The following is a 16060-nucleotide window of genomic DNA, read 5'->3' as shown; positions in this document are numbered from 1 at the left end:
CTTCCTTGGACCACGCGTCCCCCAATATACCGAGCAATCCCAGATCGCCCCCAGCCCGGACCTGAGTGGCGCAGGGCAAATCCTAACTGGCGCTCGCGGGAAGGCAGCCGTTGAACGATCGTTCGTGATTCACTCGTCCCCCCGGGGCGATTTCGGCAGCCAGATGATATACCTCAACCTGCTGCTCAACGTCGAAACGCATTGAGCGAATGTGTGGAAGGACTTTGCGGGAAGGAAAGGTCTATTCGACGTTCGATTTCCCAGCTGAATCGGCCAATTGATGCTGCAACCAGGCGTAGATCGAGCTGCCGATCTGCTGGTATCCCGACTTGTTAGGATGAACTCCATTGTTGACGGGATAACCATCGACGGGATCGAGATTCAATTGCGTGGGGACGATCTGGATCTGCGGGTCCGATTTGTCGGCGATGTACTTCATCTGCCGCTGGACCAGTTGATGTTGAATCTGTTTCCAACCCCAACGCGAATAGCGATCCTTGTAGTTCGCTTCAAAGGCTTCCTGCCGCGCGTTGGGAGGCGTGGTCAGACAGATGCCGATCGTCGCGTTGGGAGCCGCCGCGCGGATCGCGGCCACTAATTGGTCGGCATATCCAAACACGGTATCGATCTTGGCATCGATCCCCGCGACGTCGCCCGCAGGTGCGGTGAACAAGTCGTTGATCCCCAGTTTGATCACGACATAGTCGGGCGTCTGACCATCGCACTGCTCTTTGAAGTAGCGAGGCATGTCGAGAACCGGCTTCGATTCGTCGTTCAGAAAGACAAAGGGGCTGCTTCGTTTACGGTACGTGCCGTCGGGATTCGGTTCGTATTTGTTGACAAAGTTCCACCAGGTCCATCCGCCGTAACCTTCGTGCGCGACATCCGCTGCGGCCGATGCGGGCTTATGTGTTCCAAGCATCTTCCAAGGTTGTTTGGCATCTTCGGTCATCAGCCTGGCGATCTCGTTGGGATAGGCCGACGCATGCGTCAGGCTGTCACCGATGATTAAAATTCGAATCGGTTCGGTGCTGGGCGATGCGGCTCCGGCCGTCACCCGCAATACGCTCGATGCGGAATCTAACAGCGTATCGTCGGCCGAATAGAGGTCGACGCGAATCGGGTAGACGCCGACATCCCCAGCGGTTGGCGTCCAAGTCCAATGGTGTTGTTCGGATTGGCCAAAGTCGCAGACGACGTCGAAGCGGAATTTGTCGGGAGTCTGCGTGAGCACGATGTTGTCGAAGTAGATATTCGTTGGGCCCCCCGGAACGGCATAGATTTCCGGTGGCAGGGTAAGCTGGAGATCGGTTTCAGTCTGTTGCCCCCAAGCGGGAACGACTAGGCAAAACAGTAGGAGCGTGCAAACATTTCGGATCATGAGAGGAGTCTCGTCGGCGGGAGGGAGAGGCGAGGGATAACGAATGTTGGAAGGTAGGGAAATCATATCTCGTTGAATCCACCGACGCGAATTAGCGGCTCAGAATTCTTGGCTGCGACTCTGGTTTTACATCTGCTCAACCATTCGCCGGGCGATTGTTCGCGTGCCCGTGGCGAATCCAATGTTTCGAAGCGATCGATAATCAGGCGTTGCCCGCTTGCATTGGCGATCGTCAGCGACGAACTTGGAACGCCCCGTCTTTTCCCTTTGCGCAAAAAAGGTCCCGCCGATGAAGATGCTCGTCCAGTGCAGTTTGCTGATCCTATTCTCGCTCGTATCCGTCGTCGCCGTCCGCGCTGCGGATTCCGACGACTCCCGTTTCGATGCGATCGAACCGATCGTGCGACGCGGCATCGAAGCGGGCCAACTGCCCGGCGCGGTGGTTGCCGTCGCCGATTCGACAAAGATCTTGTACCTGCGTGCGTTTGGCGATCGCCAGATCGAACCGACTCGCGAAGCCTTAACGACCGACACGATCTTCGATCTCGCTTCGCTGACCAAGCCGGTCGCGACGGCGACGTCGGTGATGCTTTTGGTGCAACGGGGCGAAGTCGATCTCGATCAACCCGTCGCCAAATACCTTCCCGAATTTGCGGTCGAGGGGAAAGAAGCGATCACGGTTCGCGATCTGATGTTACACGTCGGAGGCATGATTCCCGACAATTCGATCCGCGATTATCAACAGGGGATCGATGTGGCTTGGGAACGCTTGTTTGCATTGAAGCCGAGATCCGAGCGGGGCGAGAAGTTCGTCTACAGCGACGTCGGCTTCCTGATCTTGGGCAAACTGGTCGAACGGGTCAGCGGCAAAACGTTGGATCAATTTACGCGGGAAGAGATCTTTCAGCCGATGGGAATGGAAACGACATCCTATAAACCCGATCCCGCCTTGCGCGACCTGATCGCGGCGACCGAACCACGCGATGGAGCGCTGTTGCGTGGAAAGGTTCATGACCCGCGAGCGGCCTTGTTGGACGGAGTCGCTGGCCACGCGGGACTCTTCTCGACAGCGGAGGATCTGGTCCGCTACGGCCAGATGATCTTGAGCGTCGATGACGAGACGACATCCGCTCCCCGCGTATTGGATCAAAAAACAATCGCCGCGATGATCCAACCGCATCGCGTTCCGCGCGGCACGCGGACGCCGGGCTGGGATCACCAAAGCCCCTATTCGTCGAATCGCGGAACCACCTTCTCCGACTCCGCCGTCGGGCATGGCGGATTCACGGGAACGGTCCTCTGGATCGACCCCGAAAAAGATCGCGTGTTTGTCTTTTTGAGCAGCCGGCTGTATCCCGACGGCAAGGGATCAGTCAACCGTTTGGCTGGCGAAATCGCCACGATCATCGGCCGCTAATCGGACGATACTTTCGATCATTGGAAACCTCCGTTTGATCGCGAAGGTTGTCCCGATATCCTGTAAGCACCAATGCTTAGTAGGGACGACGCATTCGCATCCAATGGCTTTTTCTTCCGACTGACGAAAAAGCTGCGAAAGCGTCTGGCGCGAAACGTACCACTTTAGGCGAGCACTTCGGTAATTCGATGCCCTTCCACATTTGTCAGCCGTCGCTGCACTCCATTGTGCTCGAACGTCAGTTGTTCGTGGTCGAGCCCCAGCAGATGCAAGATCGTTGCGTTTAGATCGTACAACGGGTGGATGTCTTCGATGGCTTTTTGGCCCAGTTCATCCGTCACCCCATGGCTGACACCGCGGCGAACGCCCGCTCCGGTCATCCAGCACGTAAATCCATCGGGGTTGTGATCACGTCCCTTCGCCCCCTTTTGGAACATCGGCATGCGGCCAAATTCGGTGCACCAGACGACCAGTGTGTCCTCCAACAGCCCTCGTGCCTGCATGTCACGGATCATCGCAGCGGTCGGTTGATCCATAATATCCGCGTGGCGGTCGTATTGCTCCTTCAGTTTGCCGTGCCCATCCCAGTTCAGTTCGCCACCGCTGGCGTACGCTCCGTTGAACAGTTGAACAAACCGAACGCCGCTTTCGATCAACCGGCGAGCTAAGATGCAATTCTTCGCGTATGCGGCCTTGATCGGATTCGACGTGTCGTCGGCACCGTACATCTTCAACGTCTGAGCGGTTTCGGTGCTCAAGTCGCTGATCTCCGGAACACTCAATTGCATTCTCGCAGCAAGTTCATAGCTGGCGATCCGAGCTGCTAACTGGCCATCCGCTGGATGTCGTTCCATATGCTCGTGATTCATCCGATGCAGATGCTCCCGAGCGGCGCGGTCTGCCGCCGTCGAAATCTGGCTCGGAGGTGCGAGATGCCGAATCGGATTCTTGGAGCTGAACGGCGTTCCCTGAAACTCCGCTGGCAAAAATCCAGGGCCCCAATTGTTGACGCTCGCCTGCGGCACGCCCCGCGGATCGGGAATCGCAACAAACGCGGGCAGGTTCTGATTCTCGCTGCCTAATGCGTAGGTCACCCATCCGCCATTGCTGGGGAAGCCGTCTTCGACAAACCCCGTCGACAGAAAATTCTCTGCTGGACCGTGCGTATTGCTCTTGCTGGTCAGCGAATGAATGAAAGCGAACTCGTCGGTCAGTTCGGCAAGATGAGGAATCATATCTGAAACCATCTTGCCCGTTTCACCGTGCGGACGGAACTTGTACTGTGGCCTTGCCAGCTCCCCAGCAGGTCCTTGGAACGTCACCGCGGGCCCACCTACCAGTGGCTTGCCATCCTGCCGGATCAGCTCGGGCTTGTAGTCCCATGTTTCCAATTGGCTGACCCCTCCGGCGCAGAAAACGACGATCACGTTTTTCGCTTTGCCTGGATAATGTGTCGGCCGAGGGGCATACGGATTTGCCGGATCGATCACCGGTCGGGACGCAGTCGCGCGGTCCGATGTCAACAGACTGCCCAAGGCGATCGAACCGATGCCAGTTGTCAGATCATTTAAGAAACGTCGTCGATTGTTCATGGCGCATTTCCTTTAAGTTTGGTTGTTCGAAGTCGCGATGGAGAGAGGCTGCGTTCAAGGGATGAACAGAAATTCGTTGCTGTTGTAGATCGCGCGGCAAAGTGTCGGCAGGCCGTGCTGGATTACCAACGACTCGGCGGTCTCCAATTCATCTGCCTCGGGTTCGCGAGCCAATGCCAGACGATAGATGAAACGGATCTGATCCTTGACGTCCGGTCCCATTTCGGTTTCCGCCCGGCTGGCAAGCGCATCGGACTGCTCGATCGTGAAGACGCTGTTGAACAGATTCAACGCTTGAATTGGCGTCGTCGATTGCTGCCGCCGAGCGGTACTTTGGCCTGCGTCAGGACAGTCGAACGCACCGAAAACGGATTCGGGTTCCATCCGGATCTTGTGCGCGTACACCATCCTTCGCAGTCCTTTGTTTGAAAAGGATTCGATGGGTGGGAAACCGCTCAATCCGCCCCGCGACTTGAAAAGATCAAATCCTGGTCCGCCCGTTGTACCGTTTAACCGGCCGTTGACCGCCAGCATCGAATCGCGAATCGCTTCGGCTTCCAAACGACGTGACGGGAATCGCCACAACAACCGAACGTCTGCATCGATCCCCTGGGAGTGCGGATCAATCTGGTTCGATTGCCCGTACGTCGTGCTGAGAACAATTAGACGATGTAAGTGTTTAACCGACCATCCACTGCGAATGAATTCGGAGGCCAACCAATCGAGCAACAGAGGGTGCGAGGGACGTTCACCGCTACGCCCAAGATCGCTCGGCGTGGCGACCAATCCGGTGCCAAAGTGCCATTGCCAAACGCGGTTTACCATCACGCGAGCGGTCAACGGATTGTCGGGACTGGCGATCCAATCGGCCAATGCAATTCGGCGTTCCTGATCGGGAGTCTCTTCGTCCAATTGGATGTCGCCCAGTGCGCTGAGAACAGCAGGTGGCACAGGTTCACCCGGTTGTTCGGGGTCGCCGCGACGCAGGAAGGGCGTCGGCACAGGCTTAGAAAACACTCCGGCAAAGACCATGGGACGGCTGTTCAGTTGCGCGAGCTTTTGTTCGATGGCTTCCTTCTCTTCACGCAGCGTCAACGAACGCTTGACTTGTTCGTCCGTCAGTCCCGCCAGATGTTGCATCGCGTCGAGCGACGGCCCCGCTTCCAACGTGAACATCGTGGGAAGTCGATCGCCAAGCTTCTGTTGGCGATCGCGACTCCAATCGACGCGTTGAATCGAGGTCGGCTCGGCGAGTTCAAACAGCAACCAGCCACGCCCGGCGGTATCAGACATCCAGCTACGACTGTTGCCATACTGGCCGTCGTTGACGTGCTCCAGTCGGTGCTTGTCTGAAGTGCGGCTGCCCGACGCGGTCACCTTGGTTCCGAGCGATGCCAACGCAACGTTCGTCTCTACCGGATCGGCGGCGATAATTTCGAACTCGTCCACGCACGGTTCGATCAACCCCAGAGAAGGATGACGATTGCAATCGTGGATCGTAAAACGGACAAAGCGGGCGTCCATTGCAGCGAACGGCAACCGATTCAACTGCGGATTGGTCTCCGCCAAGTTAGCGAGATCAATCTGCTGCTGTAGCTCGGTATCAATTTCACGCAGTCGCGTTTCGAGCTTCTCGGCTTCGGCGGTTCGCTCGTCGTTTTCGACCGACGCGATCGGGCGCTCCCCATACTTCACTCCGCTGAAAAATGCTTGCATCGCAAAATAGTCTTCGTGCGAAACGGCATCGAACTTATGGTCGTGACATCGCGCGCACCCAACGCTCAGGCCGAGGAAGGCATCTGAAGTGTTGATGACGATCTCTGCCAATTCGTCTTGTCGGGCGAGTCGTTTCGACGCGTCGTCTTTCCCGATTTGGCCGGGCAATAGAGCTGCCGCGGTGACCAGAAAGCCAGTGGCCGCATCCTTCTGCAATGAATCGCCATGCAGTTGTTCGTGGATGAACTGATCGTAGGGTGTGTCGTTGTTAAATGCCTCGATCACATAGTCGCGGTAGGGCCACGCGTTGGGACGCGTCGTGTTGACTTCAAAGCCATGCGTGTCGGCATACCGGACGACGTCCAACCAATGCTGTCCCCAACGTTCGCCATAGTGCTGGGAGGCCAACAATTGGTCCACCACACGGCGATGCGCGTCGTCGGATTGGTCCTGTTCAAATGCGGCAACTTGCGCCGGCGTTGGGGGCAGCCCAATCAGATCGAAATAGACGCGGCGAATCCAATCCCGGCGAGGGGCTGGTGCCGACAAGGCCAGGTCGTTTGCTTCCAACTTTTCACGAATGAAAGCGTCGATTCGGTCGGCCCCAGCGGGCCTTGGTCCACCATCGTCCGTCGTCTGTCCGGTGGCGGATTCCTTTGGCGGAAAGCTCAGCGGCTTAAACGACCAATGATCCGTCCGATCTTCCAGTTGGGCGAGGTCAACACCGTCGGGCCAAACCGCTCCTTGTTGCACCCATCGGGTTAAGATGTCGATCTCCGCAGCCGGCAACCCATCCGCTCCGGGAGGCATTCGCATGTCTTCATCGTCGCTTGTCACCAGTTCGATCAACGGGCTACCGTCGACATCGCCAGCAACAATCGCGGCGCCATAACCATCGCCGCCATCAAACGCGGACGCTTTGATATCCAGCCGGAAGCCGCTCTTTTGCTTCTGCTCCGCATGGCAACTGTAACAACGTTGCTGAAGAATCGGTCGCACATCTTTCACGAAATCGACAGGCGTATCGGCGGCAATCGCACTGCCGTAGAAGAGACTAAACAGGAGGATGCTGAGCTGTCGGTTCATGACATTGAAGGTGGGCTTGAGGGTGGGCGGGCGGCGATTGCGTTGATCGCGATTGCACGGTGGTCGTGCAATCGATCATGTCGCGTCACGCTTAACTATTCACGCATTCACCGTGGATGAATGCAAACGTCCAAACGGCTTGATGGAGTAATGCCCGTTGGGACGCTGCGTTTCCTGTGTGAAGGCTCAGGAACCAAACGCAACTTGTCCGTCTGATCGTTGGAATGATTTACTGTCCGCTAAGAGCGGTAGGCGGTTGTGAGGTCACAAACCATCAATGCCTTCACACCGTGCACTGGCGTCCTCGCGGGGTTTGCCCCGCAAAAACATTGCCAATCGACATCGATGCATCAGTTAGTGATTTCAATATCATACTGAACGCTGCCATCCTCCAAGGTCGTGGTCAGACCACTCTTCTCAGGATCGGAATACTTGCCGTAGTCTTTGGGCTTTTGTGCATCAGGGGATTCGACGCTAAGACCGGTGCTGTCGGTCGTTGTCTGAGTGCTGACGGGCTCGACGGAGATGTGGTAGACGCCTGGTTTTAAGGGGGCCATTGTTGGCGGCTTGTAGGAATATTCGCCGTTGGCGTTGACCATGGCGAAGAAAGCGGTTGCGTCGTCTTCGGCATGAAGGAAACGGACTCGCGTTCCTTCCGGTGCCGGCTTCGAATCGACAGAAACCGTTCCGTGGACCTCTCCGAATCCCGCCGGAGGCGCGGGAGAGCATCCGAACATCAGCATGCCAAATGCAAAAATTGAAATAGTGACGAGGAAGTTACGTGCCACGCGAGGTGTCCTTGGGGAAAATGGCTGCATATTGTGACGAGCCTCTGCCCGTCGCGGAACAAGCGATCGGGCGTAGGCCTTAGGGGGCGAAGCATTGCGACTTAATTGTTTAAGTCGATGGTCTGACCATCGTCTCGTGTCGCTGCTAGTTTCAGAGTGTCGAGGTTCATCGTCTCTGCGATAAACGAAACATGGCCATCTCCATTGAGCCCCATCACTCCGCCTGGATGCGTTGAAGTCAATGGAATATTGGGTCCGTGGTTGATATTGATACCGGGACGGTCATAGTTCGCAGAATTCGGTTCGTACCTGATCGTCGTGAGATTGAAGACGCGATCGGTCGGAGTCTGCCCGGTATTTGCAGTCCCCATGAGCCACCCGTGGAGGCCCGCTGGCGTCACCCAAACGCGTTCGCCATCAATCGTCGTATAGGACGACGAGTTTGCGGTATACATAGCGCCACCGATTTCGGAGACCATCAAGGTGTTGCTTGTTCCGTCGGTAATATCCCGGAAGCGGAGTGACTTGTTGGCAATCAGAACGCCCCCCGCTGCCAAAATCCCATCGTTTGCGCTACCGCTGTGCGAACAGCAACCGCAACACGTCGAGACGCGTGATTCCGTAAACCCGGGGCTGGTAATGGCGGCTCCCGAAATACCGACGTAAGTCGACTTAGAGTCCCAGGTATCACCGTATTCCCCTCCCTCAACCTCGCCGGGATACGATGGGCAGGCCATCATTGGGGCTGGTTTTCTGGTCAAGACGGACGCGTTCGCGCTCCAACCTGCATTGCTGATGCTCAGGTTCAGTCGATCAAAAAGTGCTTGTTGTTCTACGAAAGGCAACAGCCCTGCCCACCACGAGGGACCAAAGCCACTCGAACCATTGTTCATAACACGCGACCCAAACGGGAACGATTGGTACGTGTCGTGGTAGTTATGGAAGGCGATACCGATTTGCTTCAGATTATTGGAACACTGCATCCGGCGCGCAGCCTCTCGTGCCGCCTGAACCGCCGGCAACAGCAAGCCGACAAGGATCCCAATGATGGCGATGACGACAAGCAATTCCACCAATGTGAAACCAGCTGACAATTTACGTTTCGTCATAAAATAGCTCTTTTAATTTTTTCAGATCAAAACTGCAGACGGAAGCAACGGAGACCCGTTACTTGCTACTGCGGAAGGGAATACGACAAAAGGATGGCATTAAGGGAAGACAGAGACGCACCCGCTCTGTTACAGTACATTCCACAACCTGGGGGAATTTAACGTGGGATTATTGCATAAAATCGAAATTTGTATGACAGCGGATATCAGACCTCTCCTCGAGAATGGCCGAAGTGTCCTTTCATTCAGTTTCCTTGAGTGTTTCCAGTATCGTTAAGGAGGGCCACTGAATGCCGTTGAGCAATGCCGGGCGAAGCATGCGTTTTGTTCGCCAGTTTGATTGTCACGAGGCAGCAATTCGCGCGTATGTTCGTCGCCTGATTCCATCGCGGATTGATGCCGACGACGTTGTCCAAGAAGTCGCCGTTGTGCTTTGGGAAAAACTGGATGATTTCGACGAGGAGGGCAATTTTCGATCCTGGGCGTTCAGTATCGCACGTTTCAAAGCGTTGGCTTGGATTCGAGACAAGGGGCGACAAAACATGGTGCTCGACATGGATGTCGTCAGTACGTTGGCTGATGAGGCGGAACGGGACGAGAGTGATCTAGAGAGGCAGCGGCATGCGTTAAGATCGTGCCTTAAAAAGCTGCCCGCTGAACAGCGTCGTCTAGTGGCAAACGCCTATCACCGAGATGCCAGGATGGAGGATTTGGCCGCATCGAGCGGACGTTCGGCTGCCGGCTTTTACCAATGGCTTTACCGTACCCGGCAGATCCTGTTGGAATGCATCCAACGCCAACTCGCAAGCGAGGCAAATAAATGAGCTGTGATCGCAGCTTTCACCGTTCGGTCCAGGATTACCTCGAAGCTCGAGCATCGTCGAAGCAGTTATCGCAGTTAAACAAGCGTTTGCGCGACGATCCTCAGGCGCGACGGGTGTTCCTTGAAATGCTTAATCTTGATGCGGCACTTCGCGATGCAGCCCTGTTTCTTGACTCGAAACCAGGGCATGCAGCGGAGCATCATTTGTCCGCTCAGGTTTCGGGTGTTTTCAATCTCCCACACCGTCCGTCGGCGCAACACAGACCTACCTCGCGAAAGTGGCGGACGGTCACAGCATGGACGATTGCGGCGTCGCTTGTGTTAACGGTTCTCTCCACTCCACGACTCATCAATTTTGCCTCGCATGCTGTCGTCGACGGTGCCGCAGCAACGAAAGCTGTTTTCCGTCGGAATCCAAGTCGATCCAGCCGTCACGACGCCGCTTGATGGTTCTGAGAAACGAGTCATGTGGTGGAGCGAGCGAAACGTGATCGCCCCCGCCAGCCGGAAAAATTCGACCGCCGTTGATTCCTCCGGAGTCAAAACCTGCGACCTCGTCCCGGAGGGACCGTCGTTGGATAGGGGTAGGGAAGTCCGGTTAAGCCGGACTCCCCTCCCTCCGAACCGTGCGTGCGGTTCTCCCGCACACGGCTCTCCAGTCAGTAGGCCCCCGAAAGGGATTGCGCGAAACGGTTGTGGGCCTCTCGCAGACTATAGAGACCCGCGGCCGTAAAATATGCATTCGGCCAACGCTGAGTCCGTGGCAGACGAGCTGGGTTCTTGCGGTGACGCTGCAATAACAAACGCCGAAGCCGCCCGCGAATCTTCGCGTCCAAATCCTTGAAGATCGTCCACCGACAGTGGCGGAAGTAGGCGAACCATCCACGAAGCACGCGACTCAACTCCAACGCGATCCGCTGGATCGAGCCGGGCCGCTTACGCTGCGTCAGTTCGACTATCCGTGACTTCATTTTCGATAGGCTTTCCGCACGAGGATAGATCTTGTCCCCGCGAAATGAATAACCCAGAAAGACGAAGCTCTTCTCTCGACTATCGACGATCTTCGTTTTCCCGCTGTGCAGCGTTAAACCCGCTTTCTTGACCCACTTCTTGATCTCCTCGAGCGCCACTTCCGCCTCGAACTCGCTGCGACACAGCACGACGAAGTCGTCGGCATAGCGCACCATTTCAAAACCTTCACCGGCGATCGTGTGATCCAGGTCATTCAAGTACAAGTTCGACAACACCGGTGAAAGAACCGCACCTTGAGGCACGCCCGCGATCGGGTTGTGTAAGTGCAAGTCTTCCATGATGCCGCTGCCGAGAAACGCTTCGATCAATTCGATCACTTTGGAATCGGCAATGTGCTGCTTGAGCAACCGCATCAGCTTGTCCCGGGGGATCGAATCGAAGTAACCCTTCAGGTCCGCATCGACTACATACACATAGCCTTCCTCGATCTTCTGCTCCACGATGCGAAGTGCATCGTGAGCTGAACGTCCGTGGCGAAAGCCGAAGCTTCGCTCGTGAAATTCGTTGTCCAGGATTGGCTCGATCACATGGACCAACGCCGTTTGCACGACGCGGTCACGGACCGTCGGAATGCCCAAAGGCCGTGTCTGGTTCGGCGTTCCCGGTTTGGGAATGTGAACCCGACGCACCGGCGAGGGCGTGTAGTGACCACCTGTGATTTGTCCGCCGAGCTTGCGTGTTTCCACGATCAAGCCCTCCTCGAACGCTTCACAGTCCTGGCCGTCGACGCCCGCTGCACCGTCTTTAGCCGTCACCTTGCGGGCGGCTTGAAACAGGTTCAGCTCCGAAGTGACTTTGTCGATCAGCGAATGCCATTTGCCGTGTTTCAATCGTCTTTCGACGAGTGTCGACAACATTCGATCAGTCCACACCGCACGGCTGGTCCACGAGCGGATATCGCGCGCGTCCAGATCCTCCCGAGGTTTAGCCGCAAAGGGCACTCGCTCGGGCAGAAGCTCCGTGTCTTTCTTCTTCGCTTCGCGACGAGCACGAAGTTTCCGACGTTGACTTTGACTCTTTCTCATGTGGTGTGACTTCTCGAATCTACTTTCCTGCCTTCCTTCGCTCGCGTCGGGTTTGGTTCCCGACGTTCTGGCACTACTACGAAGGCTCTGGTTCCAGAGCTGAGCGTTTCAAAGGTCTGTCGACGCTGCTCTGGCCTCCCTGCTTATCTCGATTGAACTTCCGAGCATTCCATCTCCAATCACCTTACTGCCATTTCGCTTGCCTCGGTTTATCACGTTACAGGTTCGTTCACCGTGCAAGCCGTCTCACCGACCGTCGGCTTGAAAACCGACTGACCTCGTGGTCATCATCGGGCCGTTGCGTGAGATCAGAGGTTCGCGAGTTGCTAGGACGCTCCCCGACAGGCTTGGCCGAAACGAGTTCATTTTGTTACGGACTGCTCATTCTCCTCCGGTTGCTCTCCACCTTTTCTGTCGAAAACGCAGTTACCTTCGGATACGGGGCGGTAACGACATCCCCGATCGGGACTTTCACCCGACAATTCAACCGCCTTCGCAGGCGCACTAGCTCGGGGCGGAAGCCCCGAGATGATTGCGCGACCAAGAAACCCAAGATCATTCATCCCAATCCACAACGCCCCGGAGGGGCCGACGTTGGTTGGGCCGAAGTATCACGTCATGATTCACGACGGCCCCATCCGGGGCGGACGCCATTTTCGGTCACACCATCTCGGGGCTCCCGCCCCGAGCTAACGCCGTTGACTCCTCTGGAGTAAAAACCTGGGCCCTCGTCCCGGACGGACCGTCGTTGGTATCTCAAGGCGGCAGCCCCGAGATGATTGCGCGATCAAGAACCCCAAAATCATTCATCCCAATCCACAACGCCCCGGAGGGGCCGACGTTGGTTGGGCCGAAGTACCACGTCATGATTCACGACGGCCCCATCCGGGGCGGACGCCATTTTCGGTCACGCCATCTCGGGGCTCCCGCCCCGAGCTAACGCCGTTGACTCCTCTGGAGTAAAAAACTGGACCCTCGTCCCGGTGGGGGCGACGTTGGTATCTCGAGGCGGCAGCCCCGAGATGATTGCTTTGCATCCTGGCCGTGGATCGTGTTTCTTGAGGGGCGCTCGACGGGTTCGTGGGGCCGGCGGTAGACTGCAACGCTGGCATCCAGCAGCATCTGGGCTGCACTCTCAGATTCCATAGGGAAGGTTCAGTATCGAAAGTCCGAATTCAACGGAGGTCGTCGAGCGGCAGGAACGCGTCGACCACGTCCCGCTGCGCGATCCTGAGCCCGCGCCTTCGATCAAGGCTGCTTCGCAACCGATGAATCTGTTGTTGCTCGCCGGCATCCTGCTTGTCGCTGTCAATCTCCGCCCGGCGTTGGCGAGTGTTGGTCCTTTGGTTGAAGAGATCCGGCAATCGACAAGCCTGTCCAGTTCGCAATTGGGCCTGCTGACGACGCTGCCGTTGATCGCGTTTGGTGTCATATCGACCCTGACTCCGCTGTTCACGCGGCGTTTGGGGATCGGCGGTACATTGCTTGGAGCGTTGGCGTTGCTAGCCTTCGGGATCGCCTTGCGATACGTCGCGTGGCTCCCCGCCCTCTATCTGGGAACGCTCTGTCTGGGGATTGCGATAGCGTTTGGGAATGTGCTGCTGCCAAGCATCACGAAACGCAACTTTGCCGCGAATTCCGGGTTTGTCACAAGTCTCTACTCGAGCGGGATGGCCTTGGGCGCGTCGATGGCAGCAGGGTTGAGTATCCCGCTGGCCAACGGCTTGGGGCTCGGATGGCGCGGTGCGCTGGGGATCTGGGCGATTCCGGCCGCGATCGCTTTTGTGGCGTGGCTGCCGCAGGTGCGTCGGTTGACGAGATCGGAGCCGAACCGAAGCTTTGCAAAAGCGATGAAAGATTTGGGCGGGTCGCGATTGGCTTGGCAGGTCGCCTTTTTTATGGGCCTCCAATCGCTCACCTACTACGCGGTCTTGGCGTGGTTGCCAGCGATCTTGATCAGCCGAGGGTATGACGCATCGTTTTCGGGCTGGATGCTCTCGCTGTCGCAAGGGATGGGGATCGTCGGTTCGTTGATCATTCCCACCATCGCGGGACGCAAGCCGGACCAGCGTGGCATTATTTGGTTCCTCGCCTCGGTGGAGGCGGTTGGACTTGTTGGTTTGATAGCCAGTCCGGCGGGCTGGATCGCGATCTGGGTTTCGTTGATCGGTCTTGTTTTGGGCGGATCGTTTGGGTTGGCCCTGCTGTTTATCGTGCTGCGAACCCGGCACCCAGAGACGGCGACCGAGTTGTCGGGGATGGCTCAATCGATCGGCTATTTGATCGCCGGGACAGGTCCCCTGGTGTTCGGCAGCCTGTTCGATTGGACGGGAGCCTGGACCTGCTCGATTCTCTTTCTGATGGCCGTTGCGGTGCTGAAGCTGGCGATGGGCTTGGGAGCTGCCGCGGCGAGAACCGTCGATTAGCGATCTCGGGGCTTCCACCCCGAGCTACCGACGTTAACTCCTCCGGAGTAAACCATGCGGCCTCGTCCCGGAGGGACCGTCGTTGGTAGCTCGAGGCGAAAGCCCCAAGATGAATTTCGACGTGCGGCGCTGTCGCCTTCACCCGAGGCGGATCCCCGATCGCAAATCCCCCGACACTCACACGCGACATCGCAACTTGGTTGGCATCGGTTCGCCATTACGATAGACGCCAGGTGGCCAAGCGCAGTTGTGCGTTGGAGCTGTTGGGAAGCTTTTCGTACCAAACCGTGGCAAACGATCCCGGTGCCAGCTCGACGGTCGATGGGTAGCCGAGATCGCCGGAGCTTGCGTCGGCTTGAATCAGCATCGGCGGCGACCATGTTTCGCCGTTGTCGTCACTGATCCGAGCCTGATTTCCCAACGGCTTGCGGCGATGGCCATAGGTCATCAACAACCGATCGTCGGACAGTCGCAGCAGATGCGTCGGCAAACCCCAGACGCCGATCGGCTCAGGCGAGGTCCAGGTCTTGCCGCCATCGGTCGAATGCGTCTGGAGCGTCTCGCGGTTATTGGTCTTGTTGTGATTGCGGATCTGAACGATCAATCGTCCGTCGGCCGCTTCGACGGCGTGCAGTTCGTGATATTGCGAACCTTGGTCGCCATCGCGGATCGGAATATCGGCGATCCATTGCCACGTCAAACCGTCGTCGTCGGAAGTGTAGGCGGCAACTTTCCGGCCTTCTTCCCAGAGCGCAACGCCTGCGTAAAACAAGCGTCCGCTTTGCAGCGCGATCGGCCCGTGGGGACTGTTGACGGGCACGCGGTAGGCGGGAGACCAGTTCAGGCCACCATCCTCGCTGCGGATCATCCAACATCCCAGATGCGATTCATGTTCTCCTTCGGCAACACGTCGGTGAGCTCCCTTCCAGCGTTCCAACTGAGCCCCGGCCAGCGGATACGGGGTGCCCGCTTCGGCGGCCGCAACCGCTTTTTCGTAATTCGGCTGGTAGGCCATCGAAGTAAACGTGGTCACCAACAGAGTCCCTTTGGCAGTCTCCACAATTCCCGCGTCGCGATCATCCAGCGGTCCATCCAAAATGGTGCGGGCATACGTCCATGTCTTCCCTTCGTCGTCGGATCGAATCAGTTCGACGCGTCCCATCGGACAGACGTGGCTGTCGCGTCCGCCCGAACAAACGACTAACAGTTCGCCGTCGCGAGTCCGCAGCAGCGTCGGCCAGCCATGGTAGCGATCACTCTGCAGACTGATCGTGCGAATCGGATCGACATCGATCCCAGGGGCTTCATCGGCGGCAAACAGTCGCCCGGTTTGGCTGACCAAAACGCCAGCGGCCGAGGCGGCTAATAACGAGCGGCGGGAAATGGGATCCATCATGATGATTCTCCGGCAGGGGGTGTGATTGGGGGGAAGGGGGATCGCCAGTATACCAACTGCGGAAAGAGGTTGCCGGTTTGCCAGCCGACAATACCAGCACGAAGCGCAAGCGAGTGATCGCACCATCGAACCGGAAACACTCGCTCGCGCTTCGTGCTAGTATTTGCCGCAACAAAACACTTGTCATTATGGTCGCCTTTCGCTCTGCGAAAGTGCGGATGCTGAACGCACTTTCGCGGAGCGAAAGGCGACCAACGATCGCAGGATAA

Annotated in this window: 10 protein-coding genes; 3 read left to right on the top strand and 7 right to left on the bottom strand. The window is 57.2% G+C overall.

Going from position 1 to position 16060, the window contains the following annotated elements; genetic code table 11:
- Nucleotides 1–241: 241 nt before the first annotated feature.
- Complete coding sequence (locus EC9_RS10530; protein WP_145344849.1) at nt 242–1381, bottom strand: SGNH/GDSL hydrolase family protein; 1140 nt, start codon at nt 1379–1381, stop codon at nt 242–244.
- Between the two features lie 289 nt (nt 1382–1670).
- Between EC9_RS10530 and EC9_RS10525 the strand changes: the two genes are divergently transcribed.
- Entirely contained in the window at nt 1671–2798 is a 1128-nt protein-coding gene (locus EC9_RS10525) for a serine hydrolase domain-containing protein (RefSeq protein WP_145344846.1), read from the top strand.
- A 164-nt stretch (nt 2799–2962) separates the two neighbouring features.
- On the opposite strand, the gene EC9_RS10520 is transcribed toward EC9_RS10525, so the two are convergent.
- The 4 genes from EC9_RS10520 to EC9_RS10505 form a co-directional block, all read right to left on the bottom strand.
- Nucleotides 2963–4390, bottom strand: a complete 1428-nt coding sequence (locus EC9_RS10520) for a DUF1501 domain-containing protein (RefSeq protein WP_145344843.1) — start codon at nt 4388–4390, stop codon at nt 2963–2965.
- Nucleotides 4391–4444: 54 nt separating this feature from the next.
- On the bottom strand, nt 4445–7192 hold the full coding sequence (locus EC9_RS10515) for a PSD1 and planctomycete cytochrome C domain-containing protein (protein WP_145344841.1): 2748 nt from the start codon (nt 7190–7192) through the stop codon (nt 4445–4447).
- Between the two features lie 350 nt (nt 7193–7542).
- Nucleotides 7543–7980, bottom strand: coding sequence for a hypothetical protein (locus EC9_RS10510; protein WP_145344838.1), 438 nt, complete (start codon nt 7978–7980; stop codon nt 7543–7545).
- Between the two features lie 101 nt (nt 7981–8081).
- Complete coding sequence (locus EC9_RS10505; protein WP_145349093.1) at nt 8082–9089, bottom strand: DUF1559 domain-containing protein; 1008 nt, start codon at nt 9087–9089, stop codon at nt 8082–8084.
- A 317-nt stretch (nt 9090–9406) separates the two neighbouring features.
- On the opposite strand from EC9_RS10505, the gene EC9_RS10500 reads away from it, so the two are divergent.
- Nucleotides 9407–9913: a sigma-70 family RNA polymerase sigma factor gene (locus EC9_RS10500; protein WP_246106064.1), complete on the top strand. Its 507-nt coding sequence runs from the start codon at nt 9407–9409 to the stop codon at nt 9911–9913.
- 658 nt (nt 9914–10571) lie between these two features.
- Here EC9_RS10500 and ltrA read toward each other — a convergent pair.
- Nucleotides 10572–11801, bottom strand: a complete 1230-nt coding sequence (gene ltrA, locus EC9_RS10495; RefSeq protein ID WP_246106063.1) for a group II intron reverse transcriptase/maturase — start codon at nt 11799–11801, stop codon at nt 10572–10574.
- A gap of 1436 nt (nt 11802–13237) precedes the next feature.
- Here ltrA and EC9_RS10490 point away from each other — a divergent pair.
- Nucleotides 13238–14395 (top strand): CynX/NimT family MFS transporter, encoded by a 1158-nt coding sequence (locus tag EC9_RS10490; protein ID WP_145344830.1) that lies wholly within the window; start codon nt 13238–13240, stop codon nt 14393–14395.
- 217 nt (nt 14396–14612) lie between these two features.
- On the opposite strand, the gene EC9_RS10485 is transcribed toward EC9_RS10490, so the two are convergent.
- Nucleotides 14613–15791: a sialidase family protein gene (locus EC9_RS10485; RefSeq protein ID WP_218934716.1), complete on the bottom strand. Its 1179-nt coding sequence runs from the start codon at nt 15789–15791 to the stop codon at nt 14613–14615.
- Between the last annotated feature and the right edge of the window lie 269 nt (nt 15792–16060).

The sequence above is a fragment of the Rosistilla ulvae genome (genome assembly GCF_007741475.1).
Classification (GTDB): Bacteria; Planctomycetota; Planctomycetia; order Pirellulales; family Pirellulaceae; genus Rosistilla; species Rosistilla ulvae.
The sequence above is the reverse complement of the archived record's forward strand: the minus strand, read 5'-3'. Positions and strand labels throughout refer to the sequence as shown.